This window comes from Bradyrhizobium sp. 63_E2_N1_3 (assembly GCF_052076005.1).
Classification (GTDB): Bacteria; Pseudomonadota; Alphaproteobacteria; order Rhizobiales; family Xanthobacteraceae; genus Bradyrhizobium; species Bradyrhizobium barranii.
This window is the reverse complement of record NZ_CP197235.1, coordinates 4,588,127-4,609,878: the sequence shown is the minus strand read 5'-3', so window position 1 is coordinate 4,609,878 and position 21,752 is coordinate 4,588,127. Positions and strand designations below refer to the sequence as shown.

General features: G+C 64.9%; 22 protein-coding genes. 8 read left to right on the top strand and 14 right to left on the bottom strand.

Annotated features, from left to right (window positions below):
* Positions 1 to 46 precede the first annotated feature (46 nt).
* Positions 47 to 1,210 carry a CmpA/NrtA family ABC transporter substrate-binding protein gene (locus AB7531_RS21935; RefSeq protein WP_063983229.1) on the bottom strand — a complete coding sequence of 388 codons (1,164 nt, stop codon included), beginning with the start codon at positions 1,208 to 1,210 and terminating at the stop codon, positions 47 to 49.
* On the bottom strand, positions 1,207 to 1,797 hold the full coding sequence (locus tag AB7531_RS21930) for an ANTAR domain-containing response regulator (RefSeq protein WP_027559205.1): 591 nt from the start codon (positions 1,795 to 1,797) through the stop codon (positions 1,207 to 1,209). The genes AB7531_RS21935 and AB7531_RS21930 overlap by 4 nt, the downstream gene beginning before the upstream one ends.
* 112 nt (positions 1,798 to 1,909) lie before the next feature.
* Between AB7531_RS21930 and rimO the strand changes: the two genes are divergently transcribed.
* Entirely contained in the window at positions 1,910 to 3,235 is a 1,326-nt protein-coding gene (rimO, locus tag AB7531_RS21925) for a 30S ribosomal protein S12 methylthiotransferase RimO (protein WP_063983228.1), read from the top strand.
* Positions 3,236 to 3,441: 206 nt separating this feature from the next.
* Here rimO and AB7531_RS21920 read toward each other — a convergent pair whose 3' ends face one another.
* The 7 genes from AB7531_RS21920 to AB7531_RS21890 all read right to left on the bottom strand — a co-directional run bounded on the left by AB7531_RS21920 (position 3,442) and on the right by AB7531_RS21890 (position 7,721).
* Positions 3,442 to 3,567 (bottom strand): hypothetical protein, encoded by a 126-nt coding sequence (locus tag AB7531_RS21920; protein ID WP_256376405.1) that lies wholly within the window; start codon positions 3,565 to 3,567, stop codon positions 3,442 to 3,444.
* Positions 3,564 to 3,983 carry a carboxymuconolactone decarboxylase family protein gene (locus AB7531_RS21915; protein WP_063983227.1) on the bottom strand — a complete coding sequence of 140 codons (420 nt, stop codon included), beginning with the start codon at positions 3,981 to 3,983 and terminating at the stop codon, positions 3,564 to 3,566. Before AB7531_RS21915 ends, AB7531_RS21920 begins: the two co-directional genes overlap by 4 nt.
* Positions 3,916 to 4,347: a MerR family transcriptional regulator gene (locus AB7531_RS21910; RefSeq protein WP_084795125.1), complete on the bottom strand. Its 432-nt coding sequence runs from the start codon at positions 4,345 to 4,347 to the stop codon at positions 3,916 to 3,918. The genes AB7531_RS21915 and AB7531_RS21910 overlap by 68 nt, the downstream gene beginning before the upstream one ends.
* 161 nt (positions 4,348 to 4,508) lie before the next feature.
* On the bottom strand, positions 4,509 to 5,630 hold the full coding sequence (locus AB7531_RS21905) for an IS630 family transposase (RefSeq protein WP_063981152.1): 1,122 nt from the start codon (positions 5,628 to 5,630) through the stop codon (positions 4,509 to 4,511).
* 340 nt (positions 5,631 to 5,970) lie between these two features.
* Positions 5,971 to 6,189 carry an SH3 domain-containing protein gene (locus tag AB7531_RS21900; RefSeq protein WP_063983226.1) on the bottom strand — a complete coding sequence of 73 codons (219 nt, stop codon included), beginning with the start codon at positions 6,187 to 6,189 and terminating at the stop codon, positions 5,971 to 5,973.
* Positions 6,190 to 6,245: 56 nt separating this feature from the next.
* Entirely contained in the window at positions 6,246 to 6,698 is a 453-nt protein-coding gene (locus AB7531_RS21895; protein ID WP_063983225.1) for a hypothetical protein, read from the bottom strand.
* An 81-nt stretch (positions 6,699 to 6,779) separates the two neighbouring features.
* Positions 6,780 to 7,721 (bottom strand): hypothetical protein, encoded by a 942-nt coding sequence (locus tag AB7531_RS21890; protein ID WP_063986364.1) that lies wholly within the window; start codon positions 7,719 to 7,721, stop codon positions 6,780 to 6,782.
* Positions 7,722 to 7,845: 124 nt separating this feature from the next.
* Between AB7531_RS21890 and AB7531_RS21885 the strand changes: the two genes are divergently transcribed.
* Complete coding sequence (locus AB7531_RS21885; protein WP_231142031.1) at positions 7,846 to 8,997, top strand: tetratricopeptide repeat protein; 1,152 nt, start codon at positions 7,846 to 7,848, stop codon at positions 8,995 to 8,997.
* Positions 8,998 to 9,283: 286 nt separating this feature from the next.
* A complete protein-coding gene (locus AB7531_RS21880) occupies positions 9,284 to 10,474 on the top strand; it encodes an acetylornithine transaminase (protein ID WP_063983223.1) in 1,191 nt (396 codons plus the stop codon).
* A 150-nt stretch (positions 10,475 to 10,624) separates the two neighbouring features.
* On the opposite strand, the gene AB7531_RS21875 is transcribed toward AB7531_RS21880, so the two are convergent.
* The 3 genes from AB7531_RS21875 to pcsA all read right to left on the bottom strand — a co-directional run bounded on the left by AB7531_RS21875 (position 10,625) and on the right by pcsA (position 13,179).
* Positions 10,625 to 11,599 (bottom strand): quinone oxidoreductase family protein, encoded by a 975-nt coding sequence (locus AB7531_RS21875; protein ID WP_014495182.1) that lies wholly within the window; start codon positions 11,597 to 11,599, stop codon positions 10,625 to 10,627.
* 81 nt (positions 11,600 to 11,680) lie between these two features.
* A complete protein-coding gene (locus AB7531_RS21870) occupies positions 11,681 to 12,415 on the bottom strand; it encodes a TerC family protein (RefSeq protein WP_063983222.1) in 735 nt (244 codons plus the stop codon).
* The gene (gene pcsA / locus AB7531_RS21865; protein WP_063986363.1) at positions 12,412 to 13,179 is read right to left on the bottom strand and encodes a phosphatidylcholine synthase; all 768 of its coding nucleotides are present in this window, start codon (positions 13,177 to 13,179) and stop codon (positions 12,412 to 12,414) included. The genes AB7531_RS21870 and pcsA overlap by 4 nt, the downstream gene beginning before the upstream one ends.
* An 87-nt stretch (positions 13,180 to 13,266) precedes the next feature.
* Here pcsA and AB7531_RS21860 point away from each other — a divergent pair, with 87 nt between their 5' ends.
* Complete coding sequence (locus AB7531_RS21860; protein WP_063983221.1) at positions 13,267 to 14,451, top strand: UbiH/UbiF family hydroxylase; 1,185 nt, start codon at positions 13,267 to 13,269, stop codon at positions 14,449 to 14,451.
* A gap of 6 nt (positions 14,452 to 14,457) precedes the next feature.
* Here the strand turns inward: AB7531_RS21860 and AB7531_RS21855 are convergent, their stop codons facing one another.
* Entirely contained in the window at positions 14,458 to 15,411 is a 954-nt protein-coding gene (locus AB7531_RS21855) for an AEC family transporter (RefSeq protein WP_063983220.1), read from the bottom strand.
* Positions 15,412 to 15,517: 106 nt separating this feature from the next.
* Between AB7531_RS21855 and hspQ the strand changes: the two genes are divergently transcribed.
* The gene (hspQ, locus tag AB7531_RS21850; RefSeq protein ID WP_014495177.1) at positions 15,518 to 15,850 is read left to right on the top strand and encodes a heat shock protein HspQ; all 333 of its coding nucleotides are present in this window, start codon (positions 15,518 to 15,520) and stop codon (positions 15,848 to 15,850) included.
* A gap of 96 nt (positions 15,851 to 15,946) precedes the next feature.
* On the opposite strand, the gene AB7531_RS21845 is transcribed toward hspQ, so the two are convergent.
* Positions 15,947 to 16,771, bottom strand: coding sequence for an invasion associated locus B family protein (locus AB7531_RS21845; protein ID WP_063983219.1), 825 nt, complete (start codon positions 16,769 to 16,771; stop codon positions 15,947 to 15,949).
* A 272-nt stretch (positions 16,772 to 17,043) separates the two neighbouring features.
* Here AB7531_RS21845 and AB7531_RS21840 point away from each other — a divergent pair, with 272 nt between their 5' ends.
* From AB7531_RS21840 to AB7531_RS21830, 3 genes are all read left to right on the top strand, one after another.
* Positions 17,044 to 18,891, top strand: coding sequence for an extracellular solute-binding protein (locus AB7531_RS21840; RefSeq protein ID WP_063983218.1), 1,848 nt, complete (start codon positions 17,044 to 17,046; stop codon positions 18,889 to 18,891).
* A gap of 4 nt (positions 18,892 to 18,895) precedes the next feature.
* The gene (locus AB7531_RS21835) at positions 18,896 to 20,398 is read left to right on the top strand and encodes a class I adenylate-forming enzyme family protein (protein WP_063983217.1); all 1,503 of its coding nucleotides are present in this window, start codon (positions 18,896 to 18,898) and stop codon (positions 20,396 to 20,398) included.
* 84 nt (positions 20,399 to 20,482) lie between these two features.
* Complete coding sequence (locus AB7531_RS21830; protein ID WP_063983216.1) at positions 20,483 to 21,706, top strand: hypothetical protein; 1,224 nt, start codon at positions 20,483 to 20,485, stop codon at positions 21,704 to 21,706.
* Positions 21,707 to 21,752 lie beyond the last annotated feature (46 nt).

Here is a 21,752-nt window from a genome sequence, read left to right as displayed (position 1 = left end):
AATTTAGCCGATGATCTCTTCCGCCTAAAAACGATGCAGAACCGAATCAGGCCTTCCAGCGTCCGACCTCGAAGGCCTCCAGATGCCCGCGGATGTTACCGGGATCGAAGGCCGGGCCCGCAAATGCCCCGAACGCCGCGGGGGCTTCAGCGGGCGATGGCTGACCGAGGGCTGCGTCGTAGAGATCGGGCCGGAACACGGCCATCGCCGTCTTGACGCCGTCAGGCGTCAACGCCGTTTGCCCCCAGCGCACCATCTGCGCATAGAGCCAGGCCGCCTGGACCGGATCGGGGCGCCCTGCCCCTTCGCGTCCGACCAGGAGATAGCGACCGCTCTCGCGGAGAGTGCCGTCGGGAGAAATCTTCAGGCGCCCGGTGAGGGTTCGCTGAATGACTTCGGCATCGACGCCGATCCGTTCCGGCTGCGCCAGGATCCGCGCCGCCTCAGACAGGTTCGCGGGGTTCTCGATGAACTCGGCGCCCTTCACGGCCGCGCGCACCAGCGCTGCCACCACATCCGGATGCTTGTCGGCCCAGACCTGGCGAACCGCCAGCACCTTCTCTGCCGCGCGCACGAGAATGTCGGAGACGAAATGCAGGATGTGGCCGACGCCGAGATCGACCGCGACCGAGTTCCAGGGCGCCCCGACGCAGAACGCATCGACATGGCCATTGGCGAGGCTATCGACCATGTAGGGCGGCGGCAGCACCACGAGGCGCACATCCTCATCCGGATCGACGCCGGCCGCCGCCATCCAGAACCGGAGCTGGTAATTGTGGGTCGAGAACGGGAAGGTCATGCCGAAGGTCAGCGGATCGGCACCTAGCTTGCGACGCTTCGCGACGACCTTCGCCAGCGCTTTCGCCGTGACAAGCGGATCGAAGCGGTCACCGTCGATCTCCTCCATCAGCGCGGCATGGAGCGCCGGCGAGACCGTGATCGCATTGCCGTTGATACCGAGGTTGAAGGGCGCCGCGATCGGCACCTTGACGTGGCCGAGCCCGAGCGAGGACGCGATCGCCACCGGCGCCAGCAGATGCGCGGCGTCGAACAGGCCGATATTGAGCTTGTCACGCACGTTGGACCAGGAGACCTCGCGCACCAGCTCGACCTCGAGCCCTTCGGCGGCAGCAAAGCCCTTGTCGACGGCGACGATCAGGGCGGCGGCGTCGACCAGCGGGATGAACCCGATGCGGAGGGGACCGGTCATTTCAGCATCTCCGACGCGGTGATGATCGACTGCGCGATCTCGCCGATTTTCTTCTTCTCGCGCATCGCCGTGGAGCGCAGCAGCACGTAGGCCTCGTCCTCGGTGAGGCCCTTGACCTTCATCAAAATTCCCTTGGCCTTCTCGATGATCTTGCGGTCCTCGAGCTGCGACTTGGTGCGCTCCAGCTCCTCCTGGAGTTTTGCGAAGGCGTTGAACCGGGACACGCAGAGGTCGAGGATCGGCTTGATGCGCTCCTTCTTCAACCCGTCGACGATGTAGGCGGATACTCCCGCCTCCACGGACGCCTGGATCGAGGCTGAATCGCTCTGGTCCACGAACATCGCGATCGGCCGCTTCACGGCGCGGCTGACCTGGAACATCGCCTCAAGCACGTCGCGGCTGGGGTTTTCCAGATCGATCAGGATGATGTCGGGATCCACCGCATAAATACGGGCGAGCAGGCTCTGCATCTCGCGGATATGGACGACTTGCGTGAATCCGGCCTCCCGCAACCCTTCCTCGAGGATCGCAGCCCGGATCGGGCTTTCGTCGACAATCACGATTTTAGGCGACTGTTCGGCGCTCATAGCTCACTCACCACCCGGCGATTCATCCATAGCATGCCGGAGGGCGATGCAAAGGGTTGTAATTATGGGCAATTGGGACTAGCTCAGGCCTGTCAATCAGGCAGATTTGGATATGGATCAGACGGCTGCGCCCAAGGTCAGCTTCGTGTCACTCGGGTGTCCCAAGGCATTGGTGGATTCCGAGCGCATCATCACGCGCCTGCGCGCCGAGGGCTACGAGCTCGCCCGCAAGCATGACGGGGCCGACATCGTCATCGTCAATACGTGCGGCTTCCTCGACAGTGCCAAGCAGGAATCGCTTTCGGCGATCGGCGAGGCCATGGCCGAGAACGGCAAGGTGATCGTGACCGGTTGCATGGGCGCGGAACCCGAGCAGATCGAGCAAGCCTATCCCGGCGTGCTCTCCATCACCGGCCCGCAGCAATATGAGAGCGTGCTGGACGCCGTGCATCGCGCGCTGCCGCCCGCCCACAATCCGCATCTCGATCTGGTGCCGCCGCAGGGCATCAAGCTGACGCCGCGCCACTACGCTTACTTGAAGATCTCCGAGGGCTGCAACAACCGCTGCACCTTCTGCATCATCCCGAAGCTGCGCGGTGATCTCGTCTCGCGTCCGGCCAATGACGTGCTGCGCGAGGCCGAGCGCCTCGTCGGCGCCGGCGTCAAGGAGCTGCTGGTGATCTCGCAGGACACCTCGGCCTACGGCGTCGATCTCAAATATGCCGAGAGCCCGTGGAAGGATCGCCAGGTCCGCGCCAAATTCCTCGACCTCGCGCGCGAGCTCGGCGAGCTCGGCGCCTGGGTCCGGCTGCAATATGTCTACCCCTACCCGCATGTCGACGAAGTCATCGCGCTGATGAACGAGGGCAAGGTGCTGCCCTATCTCGACATCCCGTTCCAGCATGCGAGCCCCGAGGTGCTGAAGGCGATGAAGCGCCCTGCAGCGCAGGACAAGACGCTGGCGCGGATCAAGCGCTGGCGCGAGGAATGTCCCGATCTCGCTTTGCGTTCGACCTTCATCGTCGGCTTCCCCGGTGAGACCGATGCCGATTTCGCCTATCTGCTCGACTGGCTGGATGAGGCCGAGATCGATCGCCTCGGCTGCTTCAAATACGAGCCGGTTGCCGGTGCGACGTCGAATGCGATCGAGAATCCTGTACCCGAAGAGATCAAGCAGGAGCGCTACAACGCGCTGATGGCCCGCCAGCAGAAGATCTCCGCGCGCCGGCTGAAGCGCAAGGTCGGCACGCGCCAGCAGATCATCATCGACGAGGTCGGCCCGACGGTTTCAAAAGGCCGCTCCAAGGCCGATGCGCCGGAGATCGACGGCGCGGTCTATCTCTCCAGCCGCCGCCCGTTGCGCGTCGGCGAGATCGTCACCGCGAAGATCGAGCGCGCCGACCAATACGACCTGCACGGCAGCGTCGCGGGGTTCTGACGGCGCCAACGATCGCGTCACCTCTCTTGCGGGTCGCTGCAACCGGATATGAAGAAGGTCGTCATGCCCGGGCTTGTCCCGGGCATCCACGTTCTTCGTGCCACTGGGCAATGCGTGGATGGCCGGGACAAGCCCGGCCATGACGCTGTGGAAGCCTCTGTGCCTCAAGCTTGCAGGGAGCAGACCGTCGCTGGGCTACAGCTCCGTCAAACCAGCCATTTCGGCACCCAGCGCTCCGGGCGTCGGGCGCGGGCGAGATCGGCCTGGGCTTCGGTCAGCTTGGCGGGCTCGCCGTCGATGGTCGGGCGCACATCGTATTCGAAGTTCGTCACGTCGCTTCTCCCGACGCCTGCCGTCCGTCATGCGCGGAAAACACCTCCTTGGCTGCGAACAGCCCGTTCACCGCCGCCGGGAAGCCCGCATAGACGGCCATCTGCATGATGATCTCCACGATCTCGTCGCGAGACAGCCCGACGTTCAGACCCGCCTCGATATGCACTTTGAGCTGAGGCGCGGCATTTCCGAGCGCCGTCAGCGCGGCGATCGTCGCGATCTCTCGATCGCGCAGGCCGAGGTCCGGGCGGCTGTAAATGTCGCCGAAAGGAAACTCGATCACGTATCGTGCGAAATCCGGAGCGATGTCGGCGAGCGAGGCGACGACCTTTTCGCCGGCTCTGCCGTCAATGCGTGACAGGGCCCGCTGGCCGCGATCGAAGCGGCTTTCGGCTTGTGTATGGGCGTGCGTCATTTTCCTTCGTCCTCTGTTCATCGCCGGCATAACCGGAGATCTTGGTATCAAGGACGAGCAGGCATTCCTGGAGTTCGGCAATCTGCGTGCGAACCTGTTCCCGGTGGATTTCCAGCATCTGCCGCCGGGCTGGCCCGGTGGCTTCGCCTTCATCACGAAGCGCCGCATAACGCAACATGTCCCGGATCGGCATTCCCGTGGTCTTGAGCCGACCGAGGAATGCGATCCATGTGAGGATCGATGCGTCAAAGTCACGCTGGCCGGAACGATCCCGGTCTGCGTATGGCAGCAGCCCGACGCGCTCATAATAACGCAACGTGTGAGTCGACAAGCCGGTTCGTTTTGCGAGGTCGCCGATCTTCATGTGTGCCCGTTCTCGTACTGACGCACGTACAGATACCCCTTCGAGCGCACTCTAAGTCAAGGGGGATCGCAGGGGGATCGAAGGTGCCGTTCCCGCGAGGTCAAGATGGCACGACAGCAGAAGAATACCGGTTCGACGCGACTAGTACCTCGTCACAGAGATTATGACTCTTTGGAAGTGGCGGGGTAGGCGCCAGCCATTTTGGCGCGAGCCTTGTCTGTTGTGAACATCCATTTGATGCGGGAGCGGGCGGCATTTCGTTGTCGTTCCCAGGCGGTGATTTCGCGGCGCAGTCGCTTAGGGTCGTCGATCCTGCGATCCAGGCACTGGCCCCGCAGGACGCCGATTTCGATCTCGACCATGTTGAGCCAGCTTGCGTGTTTTGGGGTATAGTGGAACTCGAGCCGTCGCAAAATCCGCCTGGCTTCGGCGGGCGGGAACGCCTGATAGAGGGCGCCGGCGGAGTGGGTCGATAAATTGTCCTGGACGACCCGGATGATCTCGGCGTCGGGATAATGGATGTCGACGAGATCACGCATGCATTGGGCGTAATCCCTTGCCGCTCGCCGCTCGGTGACCTTGACCTTGCGCCAGGGACGATGCACGTCGAGGAGAACGAAGAGATTGACCGTGCCATTGCGACGATACTCATAATCGTAACGTTCGAGCCTGCCGGGCTTGGCCGGGATGGGCTGACGCGTTTCGCCGATGAGTTGCACCGGGCTTTCGTCGAAGCACACCACTGGCCGCCTGGAGTCGGGTGCCTCGGCATAGAGGTCGAGCACATCCTCCATGCGGGCGACGTATTCGCCGTCGACCTGCGGAATGCACCACATGTCTTTGCGCCAGGGCTTGAGGGCATTCTCGGCCAGGCGCCGCCGAACCGTCTCGTGCGACAGGCTCTTGTGTTCGGTGAGCTTGACCATCGCACCCGCCAGCAGCTTTAGCGTCCAGCGGGCACGGCCCCTTGGCGGACTGGCGCAGGCTGTCGCCACCAGCAAGGCTTCTTCCTTGCCCGTGAGTTTGCGCTCCGCCCCGGGACGCGGCTCTTCGCTCAGCGCCCGCTCCAGATTGCCTTCCACGAAGCGTCGCTTGGTCCGGTACACGGTCGAGCCGCTCACGCCGACGCTCCTTGCGATCTCCTCGTCGCTGGTCTCGGCATCGGCGGCCAGCAAAATCTGCGCTCGCTTGAGCTTGCGGGACGCATGCTTGCCGCCGCTGAGCAGCGCCCTCAGTTCGGTGCGCTCGATTTGGCTGAGTTCGACCCGATAGCGTACATTCATGGCGTGCCTCCTCGTTCGAGGCACGCACGAACAACTGAATCGGATGGCCGGCGTGAGTCCTTCGACAAAACCCTTCACGCCCACGCAGGGGCAGTATCTGGCTTTTATCCACCTCTATACCCGGCTGCATCGCAGGCCCCCGGCCGAAACCGACATGCAGGAATATTTCCGCGTCAGCCCGCCTACGGTTCACCAGATGGTCCTGACACTGGAACGCGCCCGCCTCATCAGACGGCAGCCAAGGACGCCTCGCAGCATCGAGGTCCTCGTTGATCCGAAACTCCTGCCGGAGCTAATCTGACCGCCGGACCCAACCTGTCAAAATCACTGTGCAGAGCCACTAGTCGCCGGCAAAAAAGATTCCCTCGATGTCTTCCGCTTGCCGACCTCCGGCCAGACTGACCCAACCAGTCAGTCCATTCTTGTTCCGAACGAGGAAATGGTAGCGCTCGGACGAGTCCTCCTCACGTCGGTCGCTTGCGACGAGCACCTCAACGAACTCACCCTTCGGAATGGTGCCGACCGCATTCGTCGCAGCCTTATCGAAATAGAACGTCAAGTCATGCAGCGTCTTTGACTTGAGGCCGACGTAATGAAACGGCTAGTTAACCTCCTTCAACCGGTCGTCGTCAAGGCAGTACTTGCGTCGATGGTCGAACATCGTATTGACCTGACCGGAGGCGTAGACGCAACCGTGCCGGGTATCTCGAATCGGAGGCCTTCGATCTGGTCTTGATAGAGATCGCCCGCGCCTCCAATCAGGTTAAATACGCAATTGTAGTCGGCACTACCGCCGGAGCTGCAGACAACCAGGAAGTACCTCTCCGACCGAAGGTGAAGCTTCGTTTCAAAAACGTAGGTGAGAATAACGCCGCCAGCATCGGCCTCATCGCTGTTTTTCTTTTCGTCCGGTGTGATCACGTGAGGCCGCGTGAGCGCGGGATCGGTAGCCAGCACGATCGGAAGGTCGGCAACGGCGCTTTCCACGAGCTCGGTTTGCGCGTCTGCGGCCGACGCCGCTGACATCAGCAGGATCGCGACAATCAACCGGTGACAAAGGCCGCGCATCAGCGAACTACCCCGACGAGAAGCTAATTCAATCAGCAACCTGATTGCACGGCTCCGTGACGGGATTCTGACGGTGTTCCGTCACGCCAGCCATTTCGGCACCCACCGCTCCGGGCGCGGGGCGCGCGCGAGATCGGCCTTTGCTTCGGAGAGCTGCGCCGGCTCGCCGCCGATGATCGGACGCACATCGTATTCGAAGTTCGGCATGACGCGGCCGTCGACATAGAGGCCGAATTTCATCGCGTGCCACAGCCCGAGCTCGGGCTGTGCCTTGCGCATCTCCTCGCGCAGATCGCGCAACAGCGATTCGATCGAGGCGGCCTCCTCGAACGGCTGCGGGCCGAGGGTCAGGACGCGGGCCTCGTACTGCTTGCCGACGATCGCGACCTCGAAGCGCGTCTTGTCCCAGGGCTTCTTGCCCTTGGGCAGATGCGCGGCGAGCCGCCAGCCGAGCTCGGCCATCAAGCGATGATTGGCCCAATAGTCTTCGCGATCCCGGCTCCATTTTTCCACGAAGCCGCGGAAATCGGGAAGCTCCGCGGCACCGTCGTCACACGCGGCCTTGTCGCCGATCGGCTGTCCCGCAAGCCATTTCGCGAGCTCGTCGGTCTGGCACTCGACCTCGTCATGCGGCTTGAGATCGCTCCAGGCCTTGTCAAATTGCTGCGACGTCAGCTTCGCCAGCAAGCCGTCGAGGCTCGGCGCGAGCAGCTCGTAGTCGCCCTCGGAGCCCAGCCCCACGATCGGCGGATTGTCGCGATCAAGACCCGCGCCATACCAGCCGCCGACGGCCGAGCCATCCGGCAGCCGCATGAACAGTGAAAACCTGTCGCGCAAGGGACTGCCGTCGAAGATCGGCGCCTGATCGGAGAACTGGCCTTGCAGCGAGAAACGGCCGACGCTGCCCCAGGGGCGCCCGTTCAGCCAATCGGCAAAGTCGACCAGCAGGGATGGCGCCTCGATGCCCGGCGGAAACGCGCCGCGAATGCTGTCGAGGTCGATTGGATAAGGCGTATCGGACAAGGTCTTCAAACTATCTGGTTGGTCCCGCCTTCTTGGTCTGATCCGTGATGCATTCGGTTCGAACCAAGTCGCGTCCTTCGATCACAAACGCGCTAGAGGCGCAATGGTTTCGATGTGGAAAACAATGAAACACACTGAAACGTCAAGGATTCTCTTCAAGCTGTCTGCGATCGGCATCGCAATGGCCGTGTTCGCCCTGTCCGCCGCCGCGCGATCGCCGTCAGCCGCGCAGGCACGCCAATGGTGCTATGGCGACGACGACGGGGGAAACGAGGATCAGCGCATCGCCGGCTGCTCGGCCGTGCTCAAGGCCGATCCCTCGAATGTGCGGGCGCTGGCCAATCGCGGCGAGATGTTTCGGCGAAAAGGCGACACGGAGCGTGCCCTGGCGGACTTCAACCGTGCCATCGATCTCGATCCGAAAGACGCCGACCTCTGGTACAATCGCGGCATCGCCCATGACGATCTCGGCGACACCGACCACGCCATTGCCGACTACACGCGCGCGATTCGGCTGAATGCCCGCGACGCGCTCTACTACAACAACCGCGGCAATTCCCACATCCACAAGAACGACTACGAGCATGCGATGGCCGACTACGATCAGGCCATCAAGCTCGACCCTAAATTTGCGCTGGCCTATTTCAATCGCGGCACTGCCTATCGCAACCATGGCGACGACGCTCGCGCACTGGCGGATTTCGATCTCTCGATCAAGCTCGACCCGAATTACGGCCCGGCCTACGGCAACCGCGCACGCGTCTTCCGCGACCGCGGCGACCGTGCGCGTGCGCTGGCCGACTTCGCAAAATCGCTTCAGCTCAGTCCGAACAACGATCGCGATTTCTTTGCGCGCGCGAACATGTATTTCGACACCCACGACTATGCGCAGGCGCTGGAGGATTACGATCGCTCGATCAAGGCCAATGCGAGCTATCCGGGCGTGTTCAATTCGCGTTGCATGACGCGTGCGATCCTTGGCCGCCTGCAGGAGGCGCTGGCCGATTGCGAGCAGTCGCTGCAGATGGCTCCCAACGACCCCTATACGCTGGACAGCCGCGCCCTCACGTATCTGAAGCTCGGCAATCTCGACGCGGCCATTGCGGATTACGACGCGGCGCTGAGCGCAAAGCCTGAGCTCGACGGCTCCCTCGACGGCCGCGGACTGGCGAAGCGAAAGAAGGGCGACAACGAAGGCGCTGAGCAAGACATCGCGGCCGCCAAGGCAATCAACGCCGGCATCGCGGACAGTTTTGCGCGCTACGGCGTTCAGTGACGTTCTCCCATCTCGCCGATGCACGCCGGACGGGTGTTCTTCAAAACGCCCGCTTGACAAGCCCTGCCCTTCGGCTGTAGGGACCCGCCCCATGATCAACGCTCGGACCCATCAGCGCACCGAAATGCTCCGCCGTCGCTTCCGCGACGACGAGAGGGTGCGCCATGTCCGACGACGCCGCTGAACCACTGAATTCAGCCGAGTTTTCGCAAAGGCCGCACCCGCAAGGTGCGGCCTTTCTGCTTTTTTGCGCCCTTTTTCCACCCCGTCCCCACAGGAGTTCGACATGACCACGCATCCGTATGACGCGCTGATGGACATCACCGCACGGCCCAAGGCCGTGTTCGTCCGCGGCGCGGGCTCCTACCTCTGGGACGACAGCCGCAAGCGCTATCTCGATTTCGTGCAGGGCTGGGCCGTGAACTGCCTCGGTCACTCCCCGCCCGCGATCGCCGATGCGCTTGCCGCGCAGGCCAAGCGGCTGCTGACACCGAGCCCGGCGTTCTACAACGAGCCGAGCCTGAAACTTGCCGAGCGGCTTGTCGCAAACAGCGCGTTCGACCAGGTGTTCTTTGCCAACTCGGGTGCGGAAGCCAATGAGGGCGCGATCAAGCTCGCGCGCAAATACGGCAGCCTGCACAGGAACGGCGCGTTCGAGATCATCAGCTTCGCAGGCGGCTTCCACGGCCGGACGCTGGCGACGATGTCAGCCTCGGGCAAGAAGGCGTTCGAGCCGCTGTTCGAGCCGAAGGTCGCCGGCTTCAAGAAGGCGAAGCTGAACGACATCGCCTCGGTCGAAAAGCTGATCAACGACAACACCGTCGCGGTGATGCTGGAGCCGATCCAGGGCGAGTCCGGCGTATGGCCCGCGACCGATCAGTTCCTGCAGGAGCTGCGCGCCCTCACCGAGGCGCACGGCCTGCTGCTCATTTTTGACGAGATCCAGACCGGCATGGGCCGGACCGGAAAACTCTTCCACTACGAGCACACCGGCATCGCGCCCGACATCATGACGCTCGGCAAAGGCATCGGCGGTGGCGTGCCGCTCGCAGCCCTGCTCGCAACCGAACGTGCCTCCTGCTTCGAGCACGGCGACCAGGGCGGGACCTTCAACGGCAACCCGATCATGTGCGCGGCAGGGCTCGCGGTGCTGGAGGAGATCAGCAAGCCCGACTTCCTGAAGACGGTCACCGAGACCGGCCTGCTGCTCGAAAGCGAGTTGCAGAAGGTCTCGGCCCGGCACGGCCTCGGCGGCGTGCGGGGACGTGGCCTCTTGCTCGCGCTCGACCTCAAGCTGCCGATCGCGCCAGGCATCGTCGCGCAGGCGTTCGAGGCCGGCGTGCTCCTGAACGCGCCGCAGCTTGACACGCTGCGCTTCATGCCGGCGCTGAACGTCACGCGGGCCGAGATCGCCGAGATGATCGATTGTCTCGACGGGATTTTGACCAGGGCCGGCGCGGCACGGCGGGTGGCGTGAGGCCAGTCTCGTGCCCCGGACGCAGTGCAGCGCCCCTTCGGCGGTGCGCTGCAGAGCCGGGGCCCAGCCGGTGAGATGGGTCCCGGCTCTGCGCAGCAGCGTTTCACGCTGCGGCGCGTCCAGGACACGGGAGCCGAGGATGACGAGAGACTACGGCTTCAGGATCGACGCGCCGGTGGTCTTGCGGCTTTCGAGATCGATATGCGCCTTGGCGGCGTCCTTGAGCGCGTAGGCGTGGTTGATCGGCACGTGCAGCTTGCCGTTGATGACGGCGGCGAACAGCGTGTCGGCGCCTTCCAGCAGCTCCTTGCGCGTTCCGACGTAGTCATTGAGCTTCGGCCGCGTCGCAAACAGCGAGCCGTGATTGTTGAGCTCGGCAATCGAGAACGGCGGCACGGGCCCCGAGGCATTGCCGAACGAGACGAACATGCCGCGCGGCTTCAGGCAGGACAGCGAGCCCGGGAAGGTCGCCTTGCCGACGCCGTCATAGACGACGTCGCAGCCCTCGTTGCGGCTGATCTGCTTCACGCGCGCGACGAAATCCTCTTCGTTGTAGAGGATGACGTGGTCGCAGCCATTGGCCTCCGCAAGCTCCGCCTTCTCGCGCGAGCCGACCGTGCCGATGACATGGGCGCCGAGCGCCCTCGCCCATTGGCAGGCGAGCAAGCCGATGCCGCCGGCCGCAGCATGGATCAGCACGCGGTGATGCGGCTCGACCTTGAAGGTCTTGTGCAGGAGATACCAGACCGTCAGCCCCTTCAGCATCAGCACGGCGCCCTGCTCGTGCGTGATGTGGTCGGGCAGCTTGACCAGCTTCTCCCAGGGGATGTTGCGCTCGCCCGTATAGGCACCGAGATTGTGGTAGTAGGCCACGCGGTCGCCGGGATGGAAATGCGTCACGCCGGGCCCGACGGCGATGACCTCGCCCGACGCCTCGTTGCCGGCGATGAAGGGCAGCCCCGGCGCCTTGTAGAGGCCGGTGCGATAGTAGACGTCGATGAAGTTCAACCCGACCGCATGCTGGCGGATGCGCACCTCGCCGGAAGCCGGCGCCGGGACATCGACGCTCTCATAGACCAGGGCTTCGGGGCCTCCGACCTTGTGCACACGGACGGCTTTGGTCATCACCTGACCTCCTCTCGGTCTTCTCGCCGCTGAGCGAAAGACATCGCGCCCGCCTTGTCAACTCGACCCAGATTGGAACGGCTAAACGGACGACTTGCGGACTTTCCTGCGGTTGCGCTTCGCCAGCACGTTGAAGAATTCCACCGCCGCCGAGAACGCAATTGCGAAGTAGATGTAGCCGCGCGGAATGTGGAATTGGAATCCGTCCGCGACCAGCGCGACGCCGATCAGCACCAGGAACGCCAGCGCCAGCATCTTGGTGGTCGGATGCTCGGCGACGAATCGCGACACCGGCCCCGACGAAATGTACATGATCAGGCAGGCGATCACGACCGCCGCGATCATGATCTCGATGTCCTGCGCCATGCCGATCGCGGTGATGATCGAGTCCAGCGAGAACACGATGTCGATGACGATGATCTGGACGATCACCCAGAAGAACGCGCTGCCGCCGGACTCCCGGTCGCCCTCGCCGTCATCGGCTTCGACCTCGGCGTGGATCTCGTGCGTCGCCTTGGCGATCAGGAACAGGCCGCCGCCGATCAGGATGAGATCGCGCCAGGAGAACCCGTAACCCGAAAACGAAAACACCGGCGCGGTCAGGCCGATCAGCCAGACCAGCAGGCTGAGCAGGATGATGCGGAAGATCAGCGCCAGCGCGAGCCCGATCTGGCGGGCGCGGTGGGCCTGCTTCTCGGGGATGCGCGACACGATCACCGACAGGAAGATGACGTTGTCGATGCCGAGCACGATCTCGAGCGCGGTCAAGGTGAGCAGCGCGGCCCAGGCTTCAGGACTAGTGAGGAGGTGCATCATGCGAAGGATCTTGCCAGGCGGATCAATGCGTCGCTGAAGCTGATCCAGAGCGCGATGGCGCAGAGCACGATGGTCACGCCGGTGCCGACGCGAAAATCCATCTCCAGCACGTAGAGGCCGAGCACGGCCCAGATCGCGATCAGCGACATCGTCAACCAGCGCAGCCGAACCACCCGCACCGGATGCAGCACGTGGAACGGCACGAAGGTCAGCACGACAAGCGCCGCGACCAGCAGCGTCGACCACAGCGGCGGCCAGTGCAGCAGGAACAGGTAGAACGCCGCCGCATTCCACAGCGCCGGAAAGCCGCGGAAATGATTGTCGTCCGCCTTCATGCGCAGATCGGCGAAATATAGTGCGCTGGTGACGATGATGGCGATGCCGAGCAGCGGCGCGGCCACCGGCAGCAACAGCCCGCTCGCCACGATCGCATAGGCCGGCACGAACACATAGGTGACGAAGTCGACCACGAGATCGAGCACGTCTCCCGACCAGTTCGGCTGCACATCCTTGACCTTCAGCAGGCGGGCGATCGGCCCGTCGATTGCATCGATGATCAGGGCAACGCCCAGCCACTGAAACATCGCCGCCCAATGCTCGCGCACGGCCTCCAGCATCGCCAGCAGCGCGATGGCCGCGCCGAATGCGGTGAAGATGTGCACCGAGAAGGCCGCGGCGCGGATCGCCGGTCTCGGCTTCAGGGAATCCTCTTGGGTATCCATGGCTTCTGCTATCAGAATGGGACCGGTTTGCACATCCGCCATTGCGGCGCGCGGTCGCACAATTCGCCACAAAATCAAGGAAATATAGCCGGGCTTGAATTTGCCGCGCAGCATGTCAATTGTCGTTCCATGACAGATGCATCGACACTCCATGACGCGGCCGTGATCGGCGGCGGACCGGCGGGACTGGCGGCCGCCATCGCACTGGCGCAGGCCGGCGCGCGGACCGCGCTGGTGGCGCGGCGCATGCCCTACGCCGACAACCGCACCACCGCCCTGCTCGGCGCCTCCATCGATCTCCTGGAGAGCCTCGACGTCTGGCCGCGCTGCAAGGGCAAGGTGGCCGCGCTCGAAATCATGCGCCTCGTCGACGACACCGGCCGGCTGTTCCGGGCGCCGGAGGTCCGGTTCTCCTGCCACGAAATCGCGCTCGACGCCTTCGGCTACAATATCGACAACCGCTCGCTGATGCTGGCGATGGAAGAACGCGCGGCCGAGTTGCCTAACCTCGTCCGTTGCGATGACGAGGCCGAAAGCGTCGTCATCGAAGCCGACGACGTCGCGATCCGCACGGCGTCCGCTCAATTCCTAACGGCCCAGCTCGTGGTCGGCGCCGACGGCCGGCACTCGCTGTGCCGGGAAGCCGCCGGCATCGCGGTGACGCGACGCGACCTGACGCAGACCGCGCTGACCTTCAACGTCGGCCACGCGCGCCCGCATCGCAACGTCTCGACCGAGTTCCACACGCCGCATGGCCCTTGCGTGTTCGTGCCCCTGCCCGGCGACCGCTCCAGCATCGTCTGGGTCTCGGCCCCCGCCGAGGCCGAGCGGCTTCGCGGCTTGAGCGACGCGGAGCTGTCCGCCGCGATCGAGAAGCAGTCGCATTCCATTTTGGGACGCATGACGGTCGAGCCGGGCCGCAACCTATTCCCGCTGGCGATCGAACGTCCAAAATCCTTCGGGCGCGACCGCATAGCGCTGGTCGGCGAAGCCGCCCATGTGGTCCCGCCGATCGGCGCCCAGGGCCTCAACCTTGGTCTGCGCGATGCCGCTGACATCGCCAGGCTTGCGGGCGAAGCCATCGCTGCAGGCCAGGATCCGGGCGCGCCCGACGTGCTCAAGCGCTACGACCGGGCGCGGCGTCCGGATATCTTGAGCCGCACTTTCGCGATCGACATCGCCAACCGTTCCCTGCTCAACGATTTCCTGCCGCTCCAGCCGGTCCGCGCGGTCGGCATGCACCTGCTCGGCGCCATCGGCCCGCTGCGGCGCTTCGCCATGCGCGAGGGCCTGACCCCGACGTGGCGGCGGTAGGCTCGGTTACGGAAACGCCAGCCGGCCGGTCTGGATCGCCCACATCACGCTGGTCAGCGTGACCACGGACGCGAAGGTCCCGAGCAGCACCGCGACGGAGGCGGATTCGATCCAGGCGTCGTTCTGCCGGGCGATCACGAACACGTTGAGCGCTGGCGGCAGCGAGGCCATCAGCACTGCGGTCGCAGCCCAGGGCTGCGCGAACGGTCCAAACGCCAGCATCAGGCCGAACGCGGCGAGCGGGTGGATCAAGAGCTTCACGGCGATCACGCCCGGCACCTCCCACGGCACCCGGTTGAACGGGCGGAGCGCCACGGTCACGCCGAGCACGAACAGCGCGGTCGGTGCGGCTGCGTTCTGAAGGAACGTGATGGTGCGATCGAGTGCGACCGGCAGCTCGATATGAAGCGCCGCCACGGCCGCGCCAAAGCAGGCCGACATGATCAGCGGGTTGAGCACGATCTGCTTCAGCACCACGCCGAAGGCATGGACCAGCGAGGGATGGTCGCGGTCGGAGAGCTCGATCAGCAGTGGCACGATCGTGAACAGGAAGATGCTGTCGCAGCAGAAGATCAGCGCGGTCGGCGCCGAGGCCTTCGGTCCAAGCACGGCGAGCGCCAGCCCCGGCCCCATATAGCCGATATTGCCATAGCCGCCGGAGAGGCCCGCAAGCGTCGCCTCGCGCAACGTCAGCCGTCCCAGAACCTTGCCGACGACCAGCGCCAGGGTGAACGCCGCAACCGTCGACAGCGTGGTCGCGACCAGGAACGGCGGGTTGTTCAATTCCGCAAACGGCGTCTTCGACATGATCGCGAACAGCAGCGCCGGCAGCGACACGTAGAGCAGGAAGAAGTTCATCCAGGCGAGGCCCGATTCCGGCAGCGACTTGGTCTTGCCGCAGGCGAATCCGACGAAGATCAAGCCGAAATAAGGTAGCGCCAGATTGAGGATATCGACCATTGATGAAGTGTTTTCTGAAGATTTGGGGGCTATCTGCCCCTTAGCCGAAGGTCAATTACAGATCAGGGCACTAGCATCGGCCACAATCCTGGTCTATCGACGGGGAATGATTAAAGCGAGGACCGCCAAATTCCAGATCGGACAGGTCGTTCGCCACCGGATCTTCTCGTTCCGGGGGGTGATCTTCGACATCGATCCGGAATTCAACAACACCGAGGAGTGGTGGCTGTCGATTCCCGAAGAGGTGCGGCCTCACAAGGACCAGCCGTTCTACCACCTGCTCGCGGAGAACGCGGAGTCGGAATACGTCGCCTATGTCTCCGAGCAGAACCTGGTGCCGGACGATTCCGGCGAGCCGATCCGCCATTCCCAGGTTGCCGAGATTTTCATCAAGGACAAGACCGGCGGCTACCGCCCGCGCAATCCGTCGCTGAACTGAGCCGACCGCGCTTGAAGTGAGTTTCGCCGCCATCAAGCGGCCAGCAAAAAAGGCGCTCGAACCGAGCGCCTTTTTCATGTCCGGGATTTTAGCCGCTTACTTCTGACCTGTCGGAGCCGCGCCGGGCGCGCCACCGTTCTGCTCGAGCTTCTTGCGCTGCTCGTCGGCTTTCTTCTGAAGCTCTTCCTGAAGCTTCTTCTGGGTTTCCTCGAACACCTTCGGATCGGTCGGCGGACCGTCATAGGCCTTCTGGAATTCGCCGGCGAGCGGCAGCGGCAGCGTCAAGGGTGCGCCGTTGGCATTGATCGCCTGGACAACGAGGTTTTGGCCCTTCTTCATGTTGCCGATGAGCTCGGGCGTGGCCTCGTAGTCGGACATGCAGCCATTCTGGAAGCAGATCACGTAGGGGCTCTGCAACGGCGCATTGTTGTCCACGATGATGCGGGTGCCGTGCACGAGTTGCATGCCGAGCGGCAGCGTCACGCGCAGGATCTTCTTGGGTTCGCCTTCCGGCTCGATGATCACGGCCGCGATGACCGGCTGGCCCGACTCGATGCGGCCGTCCTTGCCGGTGAAGCAGACCTGCTTGGCGTTGGCGTCCTGGCCCTTGAGGCAGAACTTGGTCCAGGGGGCGTAGATCAGCTGGATCTGCTGATCGGCCGGCTGGGCCGCCGCGCCCTGCTGCGCCGGAGCGCCCTGCGCGGGAGCCGGCTGGGCGGGAGCTTGGGCAGCCGGCGCCGGAGCCTTGGGGGCAGCCTTCGGAGCAGCTTTCGGGGCCGCCTTGGGCGCGGCGGGGGCACCGGGGGCCGGCGCCGGGGTCTGGGCCTCAGCGGCAAACGGAACGGCCAATGCCGTCGCCGTCAACAAGGCGAGAAGTCGCCCGCGCGGCCGGACGGACGCGGCCAAGTAACGGAAATTCATTGCGGAAAACCCTTTCTGAACGGGAAGTGCCCGAACCGCTCCGAAGCGACGAACCTGGCCGCGTTGGGCGCGGCTCTCTCCCCGTCAATTGAGGCGGATAAGTGACGGGCTCGACGCTCTTGCGCGATTGCGTGCCTTCTTAACGTGGCCGACGAAAAGATCAATGCCGACAAGCGTCTTTGACCACGCCTTGAACCGCTCCCTGGCCTGCGATCCGTGAAATTCCTTGTGATAGGATTCAGGCCCGCAGGTCCTCGAATCAACGTGTGCCGATGTCCATGTTCCAGCGCCTTCTCGAGGGCCTTCGTGAGGGCCTTGGCACCCGCCTCTGTCTTCTCGCCTTCGTCGTCGCCTCCGCGCTCTCCGCAAGCGGCGCACGGGCTGGGGAAGCCTATGCCATCGCGATGCACGGCAAGCCGGCGATGCCGGCCGATTTCACCCACATGCCCTACGCCAACCCTGATGCCCCCAAGGGCGGCCGGCTCACCTGGGGCATTCTCGGCACCTTCGACAGCCTCAATCCCTTCATCGTCAGGGGACTGGCCGTGCAGCCGGTGCGGAACTACGTGGTCGAGAGCCTGCTCGCGCGCGGCAATGACGAGCCGTTCACGCTCTACGGCCTGCTCGCCAGATCGGTCGAGACCGATGACGCGCGGAGCTTTGTCACGTTCCGCCTCGATCCCCGCGCCCGCTTCTCCGACGGCAAGCCGGTCCTGGCGGAGGATGTGCTGTTCTCCTGGCAGCTGCTGCGCGATCACGGCCGCCCCAACCATCGGCAATATTACGCCAAGGTCGCCAAGGCCGAGGCGCCCGACCCTCTCACCGTCCGCTTCGACCTGGCTGGCGCCAACGACCGGGAATTGCCGCTGATCCTCGGCCTGATGCCGATCCTGCCGAAGCATGCAGTGGATGTCGCGACCTTCGAGGAGACGACGCTGACCGGCCCGATCGGCTCGGGCCCATATCGGATCATGGCGGTGAAGCCCGGCGCCAGCGTGACCTTGACCCGCAATCCCGACTATTGGGGTCGCGACCTGCCCATCAATCGCGGGCTCTACAATTTCGACGAGATCAGGCTCGACTATTTTCGCGAGGCCAATGGCCAGTTCGAAGCCTTCAAGCGCGGCCTCTATGATTTCCGCGTCGAGCACGAGCCGCTGCGCTGGCACGACGGTTACGACTTTCCAGCCGCCAAAAGCGGCGAAGTGATCCGCGACACCATCAAGCCCGGCGTGCCGCAGCCTTCCGAATTCCTGGTGTTCAACACGCGCCGTCCGATCTTCGCCGACATCCGCGTGCGCCGGGCACTGACGCTGCTGTTCGATTTCGAGCTGGTCAACCGCAACTACTTCTTCGGACTCTATTCGCGCGTTGCCGGCTATTTCGCCGGCTCCGACCTGTCGGCCTATGGCCGGCCCGCGGATGCGCGCGAACGCGAGTTGCTGAAGCCCTTCGCCGCGCAGATCCCGCCCGACGTCATGGACGGCAGCTACCGCCTGCCCGTCACCGACGGCTCGGGGCGCGACCGGACGACGCTGCGCGCGGCACTCAAGCTCCTGTCGGACGCCGGCTACGATCTCGACGGCACCGTGCTGCGTAACCGCGCGACAAAAGCCCCCTTCACCTTCGAGATGCTGGTGACGACCCGCGACCAGGAGCGCATCGCGCTCGCGTTCCAGCGCGACCTCAAGCGCGCCGGCATCGAGCCGAGCGTTCGCGCGGTTGATCCCGTGCAGTTCGACCAGCGCCGGCTCGGCTACGAGTTCGACATGATCCAGAACCGCTGGGACCAGTCGCTGTCGCCCGGCAACGAGCAGTATTTCTATTGGGGGAGTGCGGCCGCCGACAATCCGGGCACCCGCAACTACATGGGCGCCAAAGATCCCGCCGTCGACGCCATGATCGACGCCCTCCTCGAGGCCCGTGATCACACAGCCTTCGTCTCGGCGGTGCGGGCGCTCGACCGCGCCTTGATCTCCGGTTTCTATACAATCCCCCTGTTTAACGTATCCGAGCAATGGATCGCGCGCTGGAATCGGATAGAACGGCCAAAGGCCACCGCGCTGTCCGGCTACCTGCCGGAGACCTGGTGGTCGAAGGGGCAGCCGCAAGCGAAGTGACGCCGTGAATCAGCCAGCCGTATCGCCGACGCTCGACACGCTGTTTCAGCGCACGCTGATGCGGCAACCGCACGCGCCCGCTTTGCTCGATCCCCTCAACAAGGCCCGCGTGACCGGCCACCAGCCGCGGCGGATGACCTACGCCGAGGCCGACACCGCCATCGAGGCCCTGTCGGCGCATTTCGTCGAATCGGGCCTGCCGGCCAATTCCGTCATTGCGATCCAGCTGCCTGCTACGGTCGAGTTCGTGCTGACAGTGCTCGCCGCGCATCGCGCCGGGCTCGTCGTCGCCGTGCTGCCGCTGCTCTGGCGCCATGCGGAACTGACCGCCGCGCTGAACCGCACCGCGGCGCGCGCCATCGTCACCATGAGCAAGGTCGACGGCGTCAGCTATTCCGACCTCGCAATGCACGCCGCCGCGGAGGCCTTCTCGATCCGCTACGTCTGCGGTTTCGGCGCCGACCTGCCCGAGGGCATGGCCTCGCTCGACGACGTGCTGGCCCGCCCGCCGGGCACCACGCGCGCCGTGATCCAGGACGGCCGCAAGGCGGCGATGATCTCCTTCGACGTCACCGCGGAAGGCTTTCGCCCGGTGCCGCGGCCGCATTTCAGCCTGATCGCCGGCGGGCTCGCGATGTCGCTGGAAGCCGACATCAAGCAGGGCGCGACCGTGATGGCGGCGTTCACGCCGATGTCGTTCGCGGGCCTCGCCTCCTCGCTCGCGGTGTGGCTGCTCTGCGGCGGCACGCTGGCGCTGCATCATCCCTTCGAGAACGACGTGCTGGAACAGCAAATCAACGAGCAGGAATGCGAGGTGCTGATCGCCCCCGCGCAGCTCGCGCTGCGGCTCGGCGATGCCGATCTCGCGGCGCGGATGCCGAGCTTGCGCAACGTGATCGGCCTCTGGCGCGCGCCCGAGCAGGTGGCGGCGAGCGATGCCTGGATCGCGCCGCATGCACCGCTCACCGACGTCTATCTGTTCGGCGAGGCCGGGCTGTTCGGCGCCCGCCGCGGCGAGGACGGCATGCCTGTCGCGGTGATGCCCGGGCCGCACGGCGCCCCGCGCGAGCAGTCCGGTTCGTCCATCGCCGGCGAGATCCTGCTGACGCCCAGGGGCACGCTCGGCCTGCGCGGAGCGATGGTGCCGATCGCGGCCTACGCACCGCCGCAGCCGGTCGGCGACACGCTGACGGCGCAGCCGCCGCGCGATTATGTCGACACCGGCTATGCCGCGCGGCTCGACCGTCCGAGCGGCGCGATCTGCATCACCGCGCCGCCCTCCGGCATCATGGCCGTCGGCGGCTACCGCTTCCTGTCCAACGACCTCCAGGAATGGGCGCGCCGGCTCGGCCAGGGCGCCCTGCTCACCGCGCTGCCCGACCGGCTCTCGGGTCACCGGCTCGCAGGGCGGGCCCAAGACAATGCCCGCGCCCGCGAAGCGCTCAATGAACTCGGGCTTAACCCCCTGATGGTCGAGGCTTTTCGCGACCGCTCCGGGCCGGTTTAAGCGCAGTTTCGACCCATCCATTGACGCTGCATTAAGGCAACCGGACTAGATTGCGCAACATCTGTTGCGTGATCAGAGTTTGCGATGTCCCAGGCGGGCCCGATCCTGTTTGTGTCCAACGCCCAGCGGCCGCCTTTCATTGCGGCACTGGACGAGGCCCGTCTGTTTCCCGTCGTCGACGCCGACTGGGCCAGCGCCGCCCGCGCGGTCGAGCAGGTGCAGCCGGCCGCGGTTCTCGCCGCGATGCATGCCGGGCACGAGCCCCACCTGGCGACGCTCGCCAGGAAGATCGCGGACCAATCGCCCTACCTGCCGTTCGTGGCGCTCGATGCTGCGGGCACGCTGCCGCAGAACGCCCTGCCCTTCTCCTCGCGCGGCGGCAATTCCGACCGCCTCGTCGCGCGGCTCCGCGCCGCGCTGCGCGTACGGACTCTCCATGCGACGGTTCTGCGCCGGCTGCCGGACGCGAAAGTCGGGTTGCCGGAGGGGGATCCGGCCCGCGATGCAACGGTGCTCCTGATCGGCCGCGGCGCAGCCTATCCTGCGCTCTCCGTCGCACTCGGCGAACGCGTCGGGGTCGTCGGCGCGCTCTCGATCGAAGCCGCGGCCAAGCATCTCAACACCCGCGATATCGATGGCGTCGTGCTCGCCGAAGGTTTTACCGCGCGCGTCACCGACGCCTTCCTCACGGTGCTCGCCGAAGACACCCGATTTCGTAGCCTGCCCGTGGTCGTCACCGCGCACCAGCTCGCGCAGACTTACGACCTGCCCAATCTCGAGCTGATCCCGGGCGAGCCGGCGATGGTCGCCGCCAACGCGCTGCCGCTGATCCGCCAGCACGCGATGGAAGCGCAACTGAGCCGCACGCTGCGCTCGATCGATGCCGGCGGCTGGCTCGATCCGCGCAGCGGCCTGCTCACGGTGGAAGCTTTTGCCCGCGATTTCGCCAAGGCGGTCGAGCAGGCTCTTGCCCGCGGCGGCGGCCTCTCCGTGGCGCGCTTCGCCTTCGAGCCCGGCAATTCCCGCGCGCAGCTCGACGCAGCGCGGATCCTGAGCCGCCTGATGCGGCAGATGGATTTTGGCGTGGCGCAGAAAGACGGCTCCGTCGTCGTCGTGTTCGCGGAGACCGACTTCCGCACCGCCCACATGATCGCCCGCCGCCTGTCGGCGGTGATGCGGCACACCTCCAATGGCAAGCACGAGATGCGCAGCGATCCCGTCGTCAGCGTGGACTCGCTGTCGCCGTCGGATACGGCGCGGTCGCTGCTCGGGCGTCTCTCAGCCGACGCGTCGCGCGCGGCGTCGTAGTCGCGCGTCAGCAATCCCTGATCACGAGCACGCCCCTTGTCCGGGG